Origin of the sequence: Pantoea sp. Nvir, from assembly GCF_009829915.1 — a bacterium.
Classification (GTDB): Bacteria; Pseudomonadota; Gammaproteobacteria; order Enterobacterales; family Enterobacteriaceae; genus Pantoea.
Genome location: NZ_SZZW01000001.1, coordinates 426,607 through 445,968, shown reverse-complemented (window position 1 = coordinate 445,968; position 19,362 = coordinate 426,607). Strand labels below are relative to the sequence as shown.

Below are 19,362 nucleotides of genomic sequence, written 5' to 3'. Positions count from 1 at the left end.
GTGAGAAGCCCTTGAATTCATACTAAAAATTTTTTATATACAGGTTTTTATTCATAAAAAAATATATATCAATAATGTAATTAATCGCTTCTACGTTCAGTCTGATTTTATATATCATTTTAACAATGGTTTCAAAAAGCGTGCAGTATGCGATTTTGCGCACTTTGCTACAGTTTCCGGCGTGCCCGAAACGAGGATTTCACCTCCTTTATTACCCCCTTCTGGTCCAAGATCAATAATCCAGTCAGCAGTCTTTATTACGTCAAGGTTATGTTCAATGACCACAATAGTATTGCCTTGGTCACGTAACTTATGCAGAACCTCCAGAAGCTTTGCAATATCAGCGAAATGCAACCCAGTAGTTGGTTCATCGAGAATATAGAGTGTTCGGCCGGAGCTGCATTTTGACAATTCACGAGCTAGTTTTACTCGCTGCGCTTCGCCACCTGATAGTGTTGTTGCCGACTGTCCGAGAAGAAGATAGGAAAGTCCTACGTCGATTAACGTCTGTAGCTTACGCGTCAGTGTGGGTAACGCATTAAAAAATTTAAGTGCTTCTTCGATAGTCATCTCAAGCACTTCGTGTATGTTTTTAGATTTATATTTGATCTCAAGTGTTTCACGACTATAGCGTTTCCCTTTGCATTGGTCGCAGGGCACATGAATATCCGGCAAGAAATGCATTTCTACCTTCAATACACCGTCTCCATGACAGGCTTCACAACGGCCGCCTCGCACGTTAAAGCTGAATCGCCCCACACTGTAGCCGCGTGACCGCGCTTCCGGCACGCTAGAAAACAGCGTGCGCACCGGAGTGAAGATACCAGTATAGGTAGCTGGATTAGAACGCGGTGTGCGCCCGATTGGGCTTTGGTCAATATCAATCACTTTATCGAAGTGTTCAAGACCGCTGGTCTCACTATAAGATACGGCTTTGCTGAGAATCGATCCACTTAAGTAATTCTGTACAACCGGGAATAAGGTATCGTTAATCAACGTCGATTTACCTGAACCTGATACTCCGGTAATACAGGTTAGAAGACCAACCGGTAGAGTCAGAGTCACATTTTTCAGGTTATTGCCGCATGCACCACTTAGCTTCAGTGTTTTCGCTGGATTGCCTTTTGCACGCTCTTGCGGCACAGAAATCTTGCGCTTGCCGCTCAGGAACTGGCCGGTAAGTGACTTTTCGACCGCCATGATATCTGTGACTGTCCCTTCTGCCACGATCTGCCCTCCGTGCACACCCGCACCAGGACCGATATCAATTACGTGATCAGCCGCACGAATTGCGTCTTCATCATGTTCGACTACAATAACAGTGTTACCGATATCGCGCAGGTATATAAGGCTGCTCAGTAGGCGTTCGTTATCACGTTGATGCAGCCCTATAGATGGTTCATCCAGTACATACATGACTCCCACTAGACCGGCACCAATCTGGCTTGCTAGACGAATACGCTGAGCTTCGCCACCGGACAGTGTTTCAGCTGAGCGTGACATTGACAAGTAGTTTAGTCCAACGTTCAATAGAAAACTAAGTCGGTTTTTAATTTCCTGCAGCACTTTTTCAACGATTTTAGCGCGCTGGCCACTTAGCTTAAGGTTCTGGAAAAAACCTATTGCATGACCGATACTCATATCTGATATGGTCGGTAAGTTAATATTCTCTAGAAACACGTGGCGTGCTTCACGCCGTAAGCGTGTACCTGCACAGCTGACACACTCTCGATTGCTAATAAACTTCCCCAAATTTTCACGTACTGCGGTGGATTCCGTGTCCTTATAACGACGTTCCATATTATGGAGCACTCCCTCAAAGGGATGGCACCGCACTGTCGTATCCCCGCGATCGTTAATATACTTAAATTCAATATTCTTTTTTCCAGAACCATATAGGATCACTTTCTGTACTTTTTCACTGAGAGTATTGAACGGTGCTTCAACGTCAAAATTTAAGTATTTAGCAAGCGAACGTAGCATCTGAAAATAGTAGAAATTACGGCGGTCCCAGCCTTGCAGTGCGCCGTTAGCTAGTGAAAGTTCGCTATGTTGTACCAAGCGCTCGGGATCAAAATATTGCTGCACGCCCAGACCATCACACGTCGGGCAGGCGCCTGCTGGGTTATTAAAAGAAAAGAAACACGGCTCTAATTCATTTATACTATAGCTGCATATCGGGCATGCAAAGTTGGCTGAGAAGAATAATTCTCCAAACGCGGCGTCTTCCATATCAGCAACAATTGCTATTCCACTAGAAAGATTCAGAGCGGTTTCAAAAGATTCAGTAAGGCGCGTTGCCATATCCTTGCGGAGCTTAAAACGATCAATAATAACTTCAATAGTATGTTTCTTCTGAAGTTCTAGCTTCGGTATATTAGAGAAATCACATACTTTGCCATCAATACGTGCGCGTGTGTATCCCTGAATGGCTAAGTTTTCTAATATTTTAATATGTTCTCCTTTACGGTCTTTCACTAAAGGCGCTATTAGCATCAGACGACGTCCCTCATCCTGTGCTAGCACTTGATCCACCATCTGGCTGACACTTTGCGCTGCCAGCAATGTGTGATGATCTGGACAACGTGCTTCTCCAACACGTGAGAAAAGTAGACGTAGATAGTCATACACCTCTGTGATTGTACCGACCGTAGAGCGAGGATTATGTGAAGTAGACTTTTGCTCGATAGAAATAGCAGGCGATAGACCGTCTATATGGTCGACATCTGGTTTCTCCATTAAGGAGAGAAACTGGCGTGCATATGTAGAAAGTGATTCTACGTATCTACGCTGACCTTCTGCATAGAGTGTATCAAACGCTAGAGAGGATTTTCCAGAACCTGATAGGCCGGTGACTACTATGAGTTTATCGCGAGGGATGATCAGGTTGATGTTTTTCAAATTATGGGTGCGGGCACCACGAACTTCGATTTTAGCCATTCATATTTCCCAATTAAGTAACACGCATTCTATACGTCACTAACACGATTAACGTAATAATATTTTATGATAAAAAAACATACTCATTAAATATCCAGTATTTTTTGTTTTGTGAATTTAAAATAAGCTTTTAAATGAACTGACTAGTAATTGGGATGGTTAGCTGGGTATGATATAATTATTATTATTTCAGATTCATTAAGCATTTATTCATTGGGAGAGAGCAACATGACTAGTCGTGGCATAAATAAAGTGATTCTTATCGGGAATCTGGGTCAAGATCCGGAAGTGCGCTATATGCCTAATGGTGGTGCAGTTGCTAACATGATGCTGGCTACGTCAGAAGGCTGGCGTGACAAACAGACCGGTGAAAAAAAAGAGAGTACAGAATGGCATCGTGTTGTGCTATTCGGGAAAATGGCGGAAATTGCTGGTGAGTATTTGCGCAAAGGTTCTCAAGTTTATATTGAAGGGCAGCTGCGTACCCGTAAATGGCAGGATCAGAGCGGCCAAGATCGTTACACCACAGAGGTAGTGGTAAACGTTAACGGCACTATGCAGATGCTAGGTGGTCGACACCAGATTGCTAGTTCTGGTGGTACATTAATAATGGGTGGAGGTCAGAGTAGCAACAGTAGCTGGTGCCAGCTGCAGCAACCACAAGAAAGTAAACAGTTTAGCAAAAGCGTACAATCGCGGATGCAGATGCAGAAAAGCGCACAAGAAATTAATAACGAACCACCAATGGATTTTGATGACGACATTCCGTTTTAATATTTTTTAGGATTTGTTAAATATGAGAATTTATTCTCAAATCTATTTAGAATATGCTTGAATATTCGATTCGGATTTTTTATTTATTGAAACTTTATTTAAAAGTGCACTAATTTGATAACATATTCATCCCTTCTATAAGAAGGGAGCTTAATCACTGCTAGTGAATGCAATTGTTTTTTACTTTATCTGTAATAGTGGTACATAAAAGAGTGTTTTACACAAAAAAACTTTTTTTAAAAAAAATATATCAAAATAAATTTGATCATTATCAAAAATTATGAATGTAGATTGCATCATAGTAATATTCCTTAATAAATAAAAATAACTTTAAATATCAAAGTCACTTACAGTACTACGAAAATTATTTGATAAATTTGTTGATGCTCATTGCACGACATCTAAGATAACAAAATTATCTACGTCTAATTGTTGCTCTCTCAGCAAGCTTTTGGATATCTTTGTTATCAAGAAAATTCTTGTCATTTGGAAATTTAGTCGCTAAATGGCGACAGGGTTTATATACCACCGCATACACAATTCTTTAGAAAACACGTAGCGAGCTCTGTCCTTCCTAAATTAAGGAAGGAAAACGTTTGAAATTTCATGCCATACTCTACATTAATCTTCTCTATCTCCTTCAGAAGCTTTAAGACTTAAAGTCAACTGTGCCACTAGATGCGCTATTATAGAAAAAAATTTAGAGAGGCCAGTTATTAGTTATCTTTCCCACAAGCAGTATCCATACTTGTATTTTATACAACCTGTTGATAATAAAAACTTGACTGACAATACTAACGTTAGAATATGACGGTCCTGTTCATCGCTGCTGATGAAAATTCAGCATCTAGCATATAGATGGTGCTTGGTCATTTTATTTTATCATTCTACCGATAACGCTATGACTAGCATCAGAATCTTTCTAGTAGCGATATAGTATCCATCTGTGATTATCATCGTGATGCTGATGATCTTTTACACCAGTGATTGGATGATATTATTTTTTGATCGAGTAAACATAGCTCCGTCCGTAATTTTTTCTTTTTTACCACTGTGTACGTGTCCCTTACCATTCTTTGCATACTTTGCTTTAGACTTGAATTTTCATAACACTATTTTGACTTTACAATTGTCCTAAGGAAAGCATGGAAATTTTTTTCACTATTCTCATTATGACACTAGTGGTATCGCTATCCGGGGTTGCTGCGCGTATTTTACCATTTCAGATCCCTCTGCCTCTGGTACAAATCCTTGCCGGGGCATTGCTTGCCTGGCCGACATTCGGGCTGCATGTTGATTTTGACCCTGAACTTTTTCTTGTGCTATTTGTTCCTCCGCTTCTTTTTGCTGATGGTTGGAAAACTCCTATCAGAGAATTCTTACATCATGGCCGGGAAATTATTGGTCTAGCCTTAGTGCTAGTGCTCATTACTGTGGTAGGCATCGGATATCTGATTTACTGGACAGTGCCTAGTATTCCACTCATTCCTGCCTTTGCACTAGCAGCAGTGTTATCGCCGACGGATGCAGTAGCCCTCTCCGGTATTGTTGGTGAAGGACGCATTCCAAAAAAAATCATGTCTGTGGTACAGGGTGAAGCCCTAATGAACGATGCATCCGGTTTAGTTTCGTTGAAATTCACTGTTGCAGTAGCAATGGGCACTATAGTATTCACTTGGGGCGGCGCTAGCATTGAATTTTTTAAAGTAACGATTGGTGGTTTGGTAGCCGGCGTCACAGTGTGCTGGCTCTATGGTAAATCACTGCGATTGCTGAGTCGCTGGAGCGGGGACGATCCGGCAACGCAAACAGTGTTTCTTCTACTACTGCCGTTCGCATCGTATCTAATTGCTGAACACCTAGGTGTCTCCGGTATCTTGGCGGCAGTTGCGGCGGGAATGACCATTACCCGATCAGGCATCATTAGGCAGGCGCCACTAGCGATGCGTCTACGCGCCAATAGTGTCTGGCAGATGTTGGAGTTTGTCTTTAACGGTATGGTGTTTCTGATGCTTGGTTTGCAACTGCCAGATATTATAAGCACCTCTATTAACGCTGCTAATGCTGATCCAAATGTTGAGCTCTGGATGCTCTTTACTGATATCATTATAGTTTATGTGGCCCTTATAGTCGTACGTTTCAGCTGGTTATGGATTATGCAGCGTCTTAGCAAACGCATATTGAAAAAAAAACCAATGGAGTTCGCCAATTATTCGCTACGTGAGTTGCTCATTGCCTCTTTCGCAGGGGTGCGTGGCGCAATTACCTTAGCTGGTGTTCTCTCTATCCCGTTATTTCTTGCTAACAGTAAGCCTTTTCCAGCGCGCTATGAACTAGTGTTTATTGCCACCGGTGTTATCCTTTTTTCACTACTAGTGGGTGTTGTAATACTCCCGCTGCTGTTACGCAACGTGGATGGTATCGATAAAGCTGGAAATCATCATCACGAGCTGCAAAATGCTCGTGCGGTGATGGCAAGTGTAGCGATTAAGAGTCTCCATAAAATGGAAGAGAGGTTGGAAATTGATACCAAGGAGAATATTGATCCTGAATTACTTAAAGAGGTAAGTTTGCGAGTGATTGGCAATTTGCGCCGACGCGCTGATGGCAAGAGTGATCTAGAGCAAGCTCTGTTTGCAGAAAACTTGGAACGTCGGTTTCGTTTGACTGCGCTACGTGCCGAGCGTGCTGAAGTCTATCACCTACGCGCGACGCAGCAAATTTCTGATGACAACATGCATCTTCTATTACGTGATCTTGATCTACTAGAAGCATTATTGATAGAAAAAGAACAATAAGCTCTAAGCCGCGTTAAAACTGATAGACGCGGCATTGCATCATTCTAGTATTCACAATAGCATACTATCTAAGCTTGTTTATTACGTGATAGATAGCTTCCTTTTATTTTATCACTTCTAATATCCATTGCAGTCTCGGTAAATCCAAAAGACGTTAAAATATGACTTACTGATTCAGCAGCTAGTAAATAGGCTTTCCTGAAGACGCAGGAGCAGGATATTATTATTATATCCTCTTTACTAAAGGTGATATACTGCGTTGGTATACACTGCAAAAATAATTTTACTTGAGCATAATAATCATCTACATGGGACTGGGACTGGGGTTAACAATTTATATTGGGGGGAGTTAATTCTTGTCGCTGTCCCCGAGAACATTTGAATTCTTTTACAATGATATAATAAGAATGGCGTTTTGTTATCGTTGCACGATAACAAGTTGATTCTATTTCTGAAATGGTTAGCCTTTATGATTTTTAATATATAAAAAATTATAGTGTTGGAGATTTTCAATGCTTTCTGCGGGCACGATTAGCAAATGATATACATCATTAAAATACCGCCTGTACGGATCTTTCAGATTTCGTGAAATTCCTACCTGATGTAATCTTCAAATAATCTTTGAAAATTAATAGTATATATTCTATCAATATACGTTGATGATAGCTAATTTTCATTTTGATTATATCGTTGATTATGAGATTTCCTATGCTAATTATTAATCGGTTCTTTGAAAATCATATCCCTTTCATATAGAATGACCTTTTCCGATTGAGCGATGCTAACTAGCAGTGTGGTACTCCCACTCACATGTTTACACCTTATTATTAATATGTGGATTATATAGTATTTGCCAGTATGAAAAATTGCAGATGAGAACTCACAGACAGAGAAAATGCAATTTTATTGTAGTATCTTTAGGAGGACCTGCTTAATAAGCAGAGCAAACCTACCATTGTATTGTATCGAGTTAGCAAAGCATAAAGGCGATCAATAGGACAAAGAAATCTGTATAATAAACAAGTAGCAGAGCAAAATAATTGTAGTTATGTTTTTTCTTATTTTTTCTTATTAGAAACTGCGCATTTGTTTATTATAGGTTAAAGTAGCCAATTAATGTGCCTATGCGATCAAGTCCTAATGATACATTAATCTATGACTTCAAAATATATTGAATCTGTATAAAGAAAGGACAATAAAAAAAGAAAGATTTTCTTCCAGTAGTTTTTATATTAAGGCATGCGATCTATATGGCTCTTCTCCTGCAGTAGCTTGTCGACTACGTCTGGATTAGCTAAGGTAGAAATATCTCCTAGATTACTTGTATCGCTTATAGCAATTTTTCGTAAAATGCGACGCATAATCTTACCAGAGCGGGTTTTCGGTAGTGAATCAGTGCAATGCAAAATATCAGGAGTAGCGATCGGACCGATTTCTTTGCGCACCCAACTTCGCACCTCACTGCAAAGACTATGCGATAATTTTTCACCGCGGTTCAAGGTAAAATAGGCGTAGATTGCTTGTCCCTTAATATTGTGCGGAATACCAACTACTGCAGCCTCGGCGATTTTCGGATGGGAAACTAGCACAGATTCAAGCTCGGCGGTGCCGAGACGGTGCCCGGAGACTTTTAGAACGTCATCAACGCGCCCAGTGATCCAATAGTAACCATCTTCATCACGGCGTGCGCCATCACCGCTGAAATATCGATTTTTAAAAGTAGAGAAGTAGGTTTGTTCGAAGCGAGCATGATCTCCCAATATAGTACGTGCTTGTCCTGGCCAAGAGTCGGTAATAACTAAGTTGCCTTCGGCCACACCTTCCTGTATATTACCTTCATCATCTACTAGCTCAGGCTGCACACCAAAGAAAGGCTTCGTTACAGAACCAGCTTTTAGATCGGTAACACTTGGCAATGGTGTGATCATAAAGCCGCCTGTTTCGGTTTGCCACCAGGTGTCGACAATTGGACAGCGACCGCTGCCCATCTTATTGTAATACCACTCCCAGACTTCCGGATTTATTGGTTCACCGACCGACCCCATAATGCGTAAGCTTTGGCGGCTAGTGCCTTCAATCGCCTTATCGCCTTCCGACATCAGTGCGCGTATTGCTGTTGGTACTGTATAGAGTAGAGTAACTTTATATTTGTCCACTATTTCCGCCATACGACTCGGTTTTGGCCAGTTTGGTGCACCCTCGAACATTAGGGTAGTCGCACCGCATGCCAGCGGCCCGTAGAGAAGATAGCTATGTCCCGTTACCCAGCCAACGTCTGCTGTGCACCAGTAGATATCTTCCGGGTGGTAATCAAAGACATATTTAAACGTAGTAGCCACATATACCAGATATCCGCCAGTGGTATGCAGAACGCCTTTAGGCTTTCCGGTCGAACCAGAAGTATAAAGTATAAAGAGCGGATCTTCCGCCTGCATTTCAGCAGGAGTGTGCTTCTCTTTAGCTTGATCCATTAAATCATTCCACCAGAAATCACGGCCATCTTGCCAGTTGATTGGCTGGCCAGTACGTTTCAGTACCACCACGCTCTTTACACTATTAATACAAGGGCTTCTCAGCGCTACATCGACATTTTTCTTCAGCGGGATAGTGTGTCCGGCGCGCACACCTTCATCAGCGGTAATTATCAACTTTGCGCTAGAGTCTGCCATGCGTCCTGCCAACGCCTCTGGTGAAAAGCCACCGAAAATTACCGAGTGTACTGCACCAATCCTCGCACAAGCGAGCATTGCCACTGCTGCTTCCAGCACCATCGTCATATAAATTGCCACTACATCGCCTTTTCTTATCCCCAAAGAAAGTAGCACGTTAGCAAATTGACATACTTCGTTATGTAGCTGGCGGAAAGTGAGCGTTTTACTTTCGCAAGTATTGTCGCCTTCCCAGATAATAGCAAGATGATCGCCACGATTTTTTAAATGACGATCAAGACAGTTAGTAGCTAGGTTAAGTGTCCCGTCTTCATACCATCTGATCGAGATATTGCCAGGAGCGAAAGAGCTATTTTTAACTTTTCTATAGGGTTTTATCCAGTCGAGAATTTTTCCTTGTTCACCCCAGAAAGCATCTGGATCGCTTATAGATTGCTGATACATGCTCTGATATTGTTTGGCGGTAAGCAGAGCATTTGCGATAATACTATTAGGTATTTTATATTTTTTTTGTTGGCTCATGGCAGACCTCCTTGAAGAAATTAATGATATGTCAATCAAATGGTCAGGGGAGCTTGTGCCGTTTTTTGTTTCTTTTTTGTGTCTCAGATCACGGGTGTATAGCTAGTAGGTAATCTTTTGCAACGTACTGCAATCTCTATGTGTATTTAGTAAATAAAAAGAAATAAAATGACTTACAACTAAATTGTGAAATTTTCATATAAATTAATTTTTATAACGGCAAGTTATGTGTTGTTAATTAAAAAACATCTTATATTATAATATAAGAATGGATTATCTTTAATCGAACACGCCAAGGGTTGCATTTGCCATAGTGAAAATAGTAATTATCTCGCTCTTGCTTATCAGAACTCAACTAGACGGTGTCTGAAAATAGTAGGGAGTCTTGCACTTTTCGTGCGGGATACTGCCTGCAATAACCATCTAATTTATCGGGATTTTGCTCACTTCTCCGTGTATCCTCTATGCACCTTTGAAGCGTATAGATAGGAGTTTTGACTGAGGAAATAACGTGTTATGAAAATTTTTAAAAAAGGCTTCCAAATAAGCTTGGCTTGGCAAATCGTAATAGCATTGATGCTCGGTATTGTTTTCGGTTCTTTGTTGCATAATCGGCCAGAAGATCGTGAATGGTTAATTAACAACCTTCTCAGTCCTGCAGGTGATATTTTTATTCATTTGATCAAAATGATTGTCGTGCCTATTGTTGTTTCATCCCTAATTGTCGGTATCGCCAGTGTAGGTGATGCAAAAAAGTTGGGACGTATTGGTGTAAAAACTATTATATATTTTGAAGTGATTACTACCCTTGCTATTGTGGTCGGGATTACGTTGGCTAACGTGTTTCAACCCGGTACTGGCATTGATATGTCAACGTTGGTAACGGTGGACATTTCTAAATACGAAGCGACAACTGAAGCAGTGCAAAAAGGACCACATAGTTTAGTGAATACCCTCCTTTCGTTAATCCCACAAAACATTTTCACTTCACTAGTGAAAGGCGATATGCTGCCTATTATTTTCTTTTCAGTCATATTTGGAATGGGGTTATCGGTGCTACCATCGGAGCGTCGTGAGCCGCTAGTAAAATTCTTTCGATGCGTCTCGGACACCATGTTTAAAGTGACTCATATAATCATGTGTTATGCGCCGATAGGCATATTTGCGTTGATTGCTGTTACTATTGCCAATTTCGGATTTGCCTCGTTATGGCCATTAGCTAAATTAGTACTTCTAGTTTATGCCGCAATCATTTTCTTCGCCTTCGTTATCCTCGGTAGTGTGGCTCGCTTGTGCAAATTACGCATAACCACCCTGATGCGTGTTCTGAAAGATGAGCTAATCCTTTCTTACTCTACTTCTAGTTCTGAGACCGTATTACCACGTATTATCCAGAAGATGGAGGCTTACGGTGCGCCAAAAGCAATTACTAGTTTTGTCGTACCAACCGGCTACTCTTTCAACCTTGATGGTTCTACGCTCTATCAAAGCATCGCTGCAATCTTCATCGCCCAGCTCTACGGTATCGACCTATCGCTGACCGATGAAATTGTCTTGGTGTTGACGTTAATGGTTACTTCAAAAGGCATCGCTGGCGTGCCTGGCGTTTCCTTCGTGGTGTTGCTGGCGACCCTAGGAAGTGTCGGTATTCCTTTAGAGGGTCTGGCATTCATCGCTGGCGTTGACCGTATTATGGATATGGCGCGTACTGCGCTAAATGTTATAGGTAACGCGTTGGCAGTATTAGTTATCTCACGTTGGGAAAATCAGTTTAATACTGAGAAGGCAAAGGCCTATGAACTGAAATTACGTACTCAAGAAGTTGGCTAATTGTCTTCTTGACTTACTTAAAATTAGATATATCTTTTTTTACACAACCTGATCTCTTGTAGTATTAGAATTATAAATGTGATTAAAGATCATGGAGATAACAGCTAACATCTGATTATTTTAGGAGTGAAAATACGGAGAAAAATCGCAAGAAGGGAGTGTAAGGATATGCGTGACATTCAGTACAGAAAAAAGATATTTACTCGATTGAAAAGGTGCTTTAAAAGCATGTTAGATACTACAGAAAGGAAGTTTTAACTTTATTAACGTTGCGTGTAAGAAAGTGAAAAGCATATTAGTGGTTGATGATGGACGATAACAAGTGTTACTGATGTTAACCTTGTTTACCTTTGCGTACCAGCAACTCGTGAATGGCGTGCACACTTCTAGCAGAAAGCTGAGGCATACTTTCTTGATTTTGAATATCCTGCTGCAGAATCATCTCAAAGCTGCGTAGCCGTTTGTTGATCGACATTAGTTCCACCAGGGTGGACCATGAGTTAATTAGATACTGGAACGAAGAGCGTACCTGGTCAAAAACGTTGGTAATTTGATTTAGCAACCCGAGGGTGATAGTGCCCGTCACAATTGAAGGAAATAACACAAATAAACCAAATACGTTATCTACTTGAAGATAAAGTATCCGGGTGATGTTAAAATAGAGATAGTGAAAATAGAGCCTGAAGTAGTTAAAACGTACGTAGCTGAAGAGTTCTTTTACCGTTGGAGGAGCAGCGCGATCTGGATCGTCTTCGCCATAGACTAATTCTTTACGATAGGTAGCTTCAACGCGCTGATTACGGAACTCCAGCCCCGGCAGCTTAATCCCTACTAGCGCTAGTAGGGTAGTGCCGAATAGCGACCAGATTAGTGCGGCGATCACAAGAGCATAAGGGACATTACCTAGAAAAGGCACGTCTTTGACGTGCTTTGACAAGGCAATTAGAACTGGTAAAAAAGCCACTAACGTCATAATTGCCTGAATAAAACTAACGCCCCAGTCCTCTAAAGTACTGGCAAAACGCATGGTATCTTCTTGCACGCGCTGTGCGGCACCTTCTATATGACGTAGAAGCTGCCAGTTATGCATATAGTAGTTATTCATCGCTGTACGCCAGCGGAATACCCAGTGGCTAATAAAGAAAGAGTTCAGCACACCGATTACCACGGCAATTAGCGCGATGCCAAGAAATGCCTCTAATTCAGCGTAAAAGCGACCAATCGGTACTGAACCAGTTTTAGTCAGAGCCTGCTGAATTAAATCGTAAAATGGACCATACCAGGCATTAACACCGACACCAACTTGCACGCCGAACCAAGTGCCGAAGATAATCAGTGCCGATCCCCAGACGGACCAGCGTTGCCAATAATGGTTATCGAACACACGCCACGCTAGGGCAAAAATTGCTACAACGATCCAATAATAACTATAAAACCAGAGCTGACTAGGCGCAATAAAGCGTGCTACTGTAGTTGGCAACGGCCGATTCATCGTAGCATGCAACATAGGCAATTGGGACGGTAAGTCATCGACAAAACCAAACCAGGCAAAAATTGCGACCAGACTCCAGATTAATGTCGAACTGAAAAACAGTACTGGACGAGGAAAGTAGCACTTAAACATAAGTTCTCCCGCTTATTGATTGTAAGTTGAGTGCATGTACCCCGTTTATAACGTTTTTCATCGTTATCTGTCTGTTATACGATGTTATCCATAACAGTGCGTACTAGCGGTCTCTCTTACCGGTAAACTATGACTTACCATATGATTAAATCAGTATAAAAAATCATTTTAATACAACTAATTAAATTTTATGCCGTATTATATGGAGTACTGAAGTAACATCATGCCAGAATGAAAACATGGGTAGACATGAAGATTTTTTGTTAAAGATAAGTGTGCTAGCGCCAGTATAGGGCTCACTGTTTAGACTGCTGAATCTGCCTCTGTGTGGTTCTGTGCACGACTCTTAGTCCAGTAGTTGCATTGCTAAAAAAGTTTTTTTATTAAAACTACGGCGGGTACTTCTATTGCTCGATGAGGATTACAATTCAGGAGTATTAGAGTCGAAGTGCTAGAGCGCAGGATGTCATATGACCCTTACATACTATGTTATTGAGATTAACTAGTATGTATAGAAGCTGTTCAACACGACATTGTTAAGAAAGGGGGGGTGAGTCTATTCTATTACTTACTATATATTCAGGTTTTTTATATCGCTTGCGAGGTGCTTTGTAGGATATGCATTACCTCAGGTCATAGAATTGTATTAGATGGATAAACATGCCATGAAACTAAGTAAGTTACTGCTGCTGCACTGCAGCATTCTACCTAGTTTATTCGACAATTGACCACCACATTGGGTTACCAAAAGACCGGCTAAGATATTGATGATAATATCCGCACAGTTATAGGCTCGATAAATAGCTGATGACGTACGGTCACATACGATAAACAAATAATTTTTATGGTGATGCGGGTTATGTATTCAGTTTAATATGAGTGGAAAATGCGGCACGAAGACATCAATCATTCCTACTATGCAGAGAAAGTAATCAGTCGTTTGAGAACTGTTCTAAATATAGCTGGTGAGGAACCGTCTCATCTGGTGATGTCACGGGGTAGTGATTTTTTGTACTATGATGAGCTGCAGTGTGATAGGTTATTTTATTAGTCTGATTATCTCAGAGAGATTTTTTAAGTTCAGCGCTTTCTATCCTACGTAATTATTACTGCATCCTTCATATCATCAATGTTGTGAAAGTGCATGATTTAACATGCATGCTACGTCACTTCTCTACATTGGTGCAGTGACGCGATAATTGACAAAAAAGAGTTTCTGTTAACATGCGTGATCTGATTATCTGTTCAGTAGTTCACGCTCAATTAGTTCGCGCGTTTCTACTGCCTGCACCTGCATTTTTTCTGGATAGCCAAAGAGAGCAGCAGCAATAATCGATTCGCCACCAATTTTATAGGTACGATTAGCAAAATCCATTTCACGTAAAGTCTGGAACAGTGTGTCGAAATCGACTTCGCCTTCGCCGATGCTAACATGCTGGTGGATAGTAGCGTCCACACCAGGTGGATTGACGATATAACGGCATTGCTTAGTATGGTTCATGGTATCGGCGACCAAAATATGCGACAGATCTTCGCCGATATACTCGAGCATTGGTCTGATATCCCCTTTGCCATTATCGTAAAAAAAAGTATGCGGCACACTGTACACATATTTTATATTATCGCTACGGAATGATTTTACTAAGTCTGCAGTTTCATTGCTATTCTCACAAAAATCCCACGGATGGGACTGAATTTCTACGCGAATATTCTCGCGTTCAAAAATAGGCAGGAGCTCTTCTATTGATCGGTAGAACATTTCTTCACATATTTCTGGTTCATTAGGGTTACCGGAAAGCTCGGTATTAATTACCTGTACACCCATCTCTACTGCGATTTTAATCATGCATTTCCAATTTTTTACCGCTGCCTGACGACGTAGTTCATCAGGACCGGACCAGCGATAGACTGCGATAAAAGAAGATATTTCCACACCAGTAGCGGTTAGCGTATTTTTATATTCTCGCATGATTTCACGGCTAGCTTTAGGATGTTTATAGAATGGGTTAATTTGCGGATGAGGGGACTGTTCTATATATTTATATCCCCAGTCTGCCACTTGATTAATCATGCGTGGGATGCCCATATTTCTAATTACATCTACATCAAAAGCGATTTTCATTTTAATACTCCAATCTCAAAGATAGCGTTCTTCGTTGAATGCCATACCAACTTGGTATTTTACTACATCTATTGAGCATAAAATCAGAAACAATGCCTGTAGAGAGCAAGAGTTACAAATTTGCTAGTCTTTAATAAACTAACTCTAAAAAACTAACCTTATATCATATTGATATCTTAATAAAAGTTAGTTAACTCTTTCTTTAGTAAATGGTCTAGTATTTATCTCTAGATACTACGCAGAGAAGGTTGTCTTGTACATAGAAATATTGGACCTAAATAAAGTGTTTGCTGTCACGTATCCTAGTAATTACTATCAATCTTTTTGGCACATTGAAAATGAGTACACTGAAGGCAATAAGAGGATTTATTGAGAACTAGAATCATGCTGCCGGTGGTACAGGTGATTCATAACAGAGTTATCTTACTTAAAAACTCGCAATAATTGGCTATCGAGCTTGTAATACTTCTTTAGTGCGGTATTTGCTGACAATAATCATATTTCTGCGCTGCACAGATTGCATCGCATTGTCTTTATACAAAGACGACGCTGCGTTACTTCTTGCTATTATATACGTGTGGAATAATACATGTGTTAGAAAATATCTCTATCGCACGTGAAGTAGATGTAGCATCATCGATGACTTAAAGCCGTAGTAAAACAGATGCAGACAAGCAAAACGTTCCACTCCTATGGTCTGAGCGGGGTAATTTACATTACGTTGATGTTTATTGGATATCAGTCTACGCAAGATATTTATATCATTATTCCACTTCCTCCCTTTTCTTTCATTCGTGTAAAAGAAAACCCCGACTAGAATAAGTCGGGGTTTTTGATGACACAAGCGTTAGGGTTAATTACATCATGCCGCCCATACCGCCCATGCCACCACCAGCTCCAGCACCTCCTAAATCAGGAGCCTCACTTTTTTTCGGCAGGTCAGTTACCATGCACTCAGTGGTGATCATGAGACCTGCAACCGAGGCTGCGTACTGAAGCGCAGAACGGGTTACTTTAGTAGGGTCCAAGATACCAAAGTCAATCATATTACCGTATTCTTCTGTCTGGGCGTTGTAACCGTAGTTACCATCGCCGTTTTTCACATTGTTCGCAACAACAGAAGGTTCTTCACCAGTATTGGATACGATCTGACGCAACGGAGCTTCCATGGCACGTAGCGCCACTTTAATGCCAACATTTTGGTCTTCGTTATCGCCTTTCAAGTCAGCTATTTTTGCCGCTACACGTACCAGCGCCACACCGCCACCGGCTACTACACCCTCTTCCACCGCAGCACGGGTGGAGTGTAGAGCATCTTCAACGCGCGCTTTCTTCTCTTTCATCTCAACTTCAGTGGCTGCACCCACCTTTAGAACTGCGACGCCACCTGCTAGTTTTGCTACACGCTCCTGTAGTTTTTCTTTATCGTAGTCAGAGGACGCTTCTTCGATCTGCTGACGAATCTGGGTTATGCGGCCAGATATGGCAGACTCTTTACCCACACCGTCGATAACAGTGGTTGTGTCTTTGTTAATGACAACACGCTTCGCCTGTCCTAGGTCTTCCAAGACTGCTTTTTCTAGCTCCATACCAACTTCTTCAGAAATTACTGTACCGCCGGTCAATATAGCTATATCTTGCAGCATCGCTTTACGACGGTCACCGAAACCTGGTGCTTTCACTGCAGCTACTTTCACGATACCGCGCATGTTGTTAACAACTAATGTTGCCAAAGCTTCTCCTTCAACGTCTTCAGCAATTATCAGCAAAGGCTTACTTGCTTTAGCAACAGCTTCCAGAACTGGTAGCATTTCACGAATATTAGAGATTTTCTTGTCAGCTAGTAGGATGTATGGTGACTCTAGCTCGACCACACCGGTTTCTGATCTATTTATAAAATATGGAGAAAGATAACCACGATCGAACTGCATACCCTCAACCACATCCAGCTCATCCTGCAGACCAGTACCTTCTTCAACAGTAATAACACCTTCTTTACCTACTTTTTCCATTGCCTGAGCAATCAGGGTACCGACGGTTTCATCGGAATTGGCAGAGATGGTGCCTACCTGTGCAATTGCTTTAGAATCAGAACAAGGCACTGAAAGAGCTTTTAGTTGCTCAACAGCAGCCACAACGGCTTTGTCAATTCCGCGTTTCAGATCCATTGGATTCATGCCTGCAGCTACAGATTTTAGTCCTTCGCTGACGATAGATTGTGCGAGTACGGTAGCGGTGGTTGTGCCGTCTCCTGCAGCGTCATTTGCTTTAGAGGCAACCTCTTTTACCATCTGTGCACCCATGTTTTCAAACTTATCTTCTAGCTCAATTTCACGCGCTACAGATACACCATCTTTAGTGATAGCTGGGGCACCAAATGATTTATCCAGAACTACATTTCGGCCTTTCGGACCTAAGGTAACTTTTACTGCATCTGCTAATACGTTTACGCCACGTAGCATTTTTACGCGAGCGTCATTACCGAATTTTACGTCTTTAGCTGCCATTTCAATTATTCCTTAAATTCGTTTCGTTCAGTGAATTTCGCACAATTATGCTTCAACAATAGCTAAAATATCACTTTCAGAGATGATCAACACCTCTTCATTATCTAGCTTTTCAGTTTTTGCACTATAACCTTCATTAAAGATTACTGTGTCACCAACCTTTACGCCTAGCGGTTTCACCTCACCATTATCTAATATACGACCATTACCCACGGCGAGTACCTCACCACGGGTGGATTTACCTGCTGCAGAGCCGGTTAGAACGATACCTCCAGAAGATTTAGCTGCTGCCTCTTTACGCTTGACGATAACACGATCGTGCAACGGACGAATTTTCATTAAATAGTTCTCCTTTGAGAATTCCAATTAGTCACCTTTGGGTTGAATGCCGGATTGCATAGCCTCCAGCCTCTTGATACAGGAGATAGGGTCGTCCAAAATGGCTTTCAAGGGCTTCCACGACAAATTTTTTACTTGATTATGATAACAGCTCTTTTATTACTCAAGAAGAGAGCTTATGCTTACCTCTCGTAAGCCATAAATGTACACTAAATATAAATAGATAGAAAAGCATAACATGTAAACCATAACTATCTCTAGATATAGTTTTGCCATAACTCCTCATCATGGTCGGAGTATTTGCTATCCTCACGCTCAGTCTGCATTAGACTTGCAAAGTAAAAGCATCAACGTCATATTTTTTCAACGGGAGTAACATCAGCGGGGTAAGAAAACAATAAAAATAAGTATAGATAAAAGGAAATTAACAATGCGTAACAATACAATTGTTAGTATCCTGTTGGTGGCTCATATTGCATGCAACAACTTTTTCTGCAACAGTAAAATTTTTTATGCACTATTTGTAAGTAGCTATAGGTCAATCACTGAGATAGATGAACATAAGTAAGATACTAAATGGCATTTTACTTGTATAACAAGTACTAAATAAAAATTGAAATTACAATTCAAGTAAATATTTAATAAACATTCAAAGTCACTAAATCATTAAATTATCATTTCAATTAAGTTGCTCCGAGTCAGACAGGATCGTAATAAAGAGCTTCAATGTGATGAAGCCATCTACTTTATGAAAGAGATAGGTAGAAAGCTTGAGTACTAAAGGGACAAGAGATTGAACCTTTCCCCTTTAAATGGAACTTTCCCCGTAATGCAGGACGAAAAATACCGATAATGATTGTTTACTATGTTTACTATGAAACGAGCATTTCCTCATTCTGCATAACTATGCTGCTATTTTCTATTTTCTATAAATTCCATGTATAATATATAAAGATATGTCCAGTTTATCACTTTATGTTATACGGATAGTATGTTATACGGATAGTGAACTAGTATAGTGGGAGAGTGTAGATTTGACACTCCAATCTAGTAGCTAGTCGTTTTTTTAGTTTTTTATGTAAATACGTTGACGCGTAACAGACTTTACGGTCTAATGCGCTCCGTTGCCCGAATAGCTCAGTCGGTAGAGCAGGGGACTGAAAATCCCCGTGTCCCTGGTTCGATTCCGGGTTCGGGCACAGTCAATTGAAAAAACCAGTTTCGTAACCAAGTTTTT

General features: G+C 41.0%; 9 protein-coding genes and 1 tRNA gene. 4 read left to right on the top strand and 6 right to left on the bottom strand.

The window, feature by feature from the left end:
• Positions 1-114: 114 nt before the first annotated feature.
• The gene (gene uvrA / locus FD729_RS01640; protein WP_159931546.1) at positions 115-2,940 is read right to left on the bottom strand and encodes an excinuclease ABC subunit UvrA; all 2,826 of its coding nucleotides are present in this window, start codon (positions 2,938-2,940) and stop codon (positions 115-117) included.
• A gap of 228 nt (positions 2,941-3,168) precedes the next feature.
• Between uvrA and FD729_RS01635 the strand changes: the two genes are divergently transcribed.
• Together FD729_RS01635 and FD729_RS01630 are read left to right on the top strand one after the other, a co-directional pair.
• On the top strand, positions 3,169-3,714 hold the full coding sequence (locus FD729_RS01635) for a single-stranded DNA-binding protein (protein WP_159931545.1): 546 nt from the start codon (positions 3,169-3,171) through the stop codon (positions 3,712-3,714).
• Positions 3,715-4,859: 1,145 nt separating this feature from the next.
• Positions 4,860-6,512: a Na+/H+ antiporter gene (locus FD729_RS01630; protein WP_159931544.1), complete on the top strand. Its 1,653-nt coding sequence runs from the start codon at positions 4,860-4,862 to the stop codon at positions 6,510-6,512.
• Positions 6,513-7,744: 1,232 nt separating this feature from the next.
• On the opposite strand, the gene acs is transcribed toward FD729_RS01630, so the two are convergent.
• Positions 7,745-9,703, bottom strand: a complete 1,959-nt coding sequence (gene acs, locus FD729_RS01625; protein WP_159931543.1) for an acetate--CoA ligase — start codon at positions 9,701-9,703, stop codon at positions 7,745-7,747.
• A 516-nt stretch (positions 9,704-10,219) separates the two neighbouring features.
• On the opposite strand from acs, the gene gltP reads away from it, so the two are divergent.
• Positions 10,220-11,533, top strand: coding sequence for a glutamate/aspartate:proton symporter GltP (gltP, locus tag FD729_RS01620; protein ID WP_159931542.1), 1,314 nt, complete (start codon positions 10,220-10,222; stop codon positions 11,531-11,533).
• A 334-nt stretch (positions 11,534-11,867) separates the two neighbouring features.
• Here the strand turns inward: gltP and sbmA are convergent, their stop codons facing one another.
• The 4 genes from sbmA to FD729_RS01600 all read right to left on the bottom strand — a co-directional run bounded on the left by sbmA (position 11,868) and on the right by FD729_RS01600 (position 18,125).
• Positions 11,868-13,157, bottom strand: a complete 1,290-nt coding sequence (gene sbmA, locus FD729_RS01615) for a peptide antibiotic transporter SbmA (protein WP_159931541.1) — start codon at positions 13,155-13,157, stop codon at positions 11,868-11,870.
• A 1,237-nt stretch (positions 13,158-14,394) separates the two neighbouring features.
• The gene (locus tag FD729_RS01610) at positions 14,395-15,279 is read right to left on the bottom strand and encodes a sugar phosphate isomerase/epimerase family protein (protein ID WP_159931540.1); all 885 of its coding nucleotides are present in this window, start codon (positions 15,277-15,279) and stop codon (positions 14,395-14,397) included.
• An 857-nt stretch (positions 15,280-16,136) separates the two neighbouring features.
• Positions 16,137-17,786: a chaperonin GroEL gene (gene groL, locus FD729_RS01605; protein ID WP_159931539.1), complete on the bottom strand. Its 1,650-nt coding sequence runs from the start codon at positions 17,784-17,786 to the stop codon at positions 16,137-16,139.
• A gap of 45 nt (positions 17,787-17,831) precedes the next feature.
• Complete coding sequence (locus FD729_RS01600) at positions 17,832-18,125, bottom strand: co-chaperone GroES (protein WP_159931538.1); 294 nt, start codon at positions 18,123-18,125, stop codon at positions 17,832-17,834.
• Between the two features lie 1,126 nt (positions 18,126-19,251).
• Between FD729_RS01600 and FD729_RS01595 the strand changes: the two genes are divergently transcribed.
• Positions 19,252-19,324 (top strand) — tRNA-Phe (locus FD729_RS01595).
• Positions 19,325-19,362 lie beyond the last annotated feature (38 nt).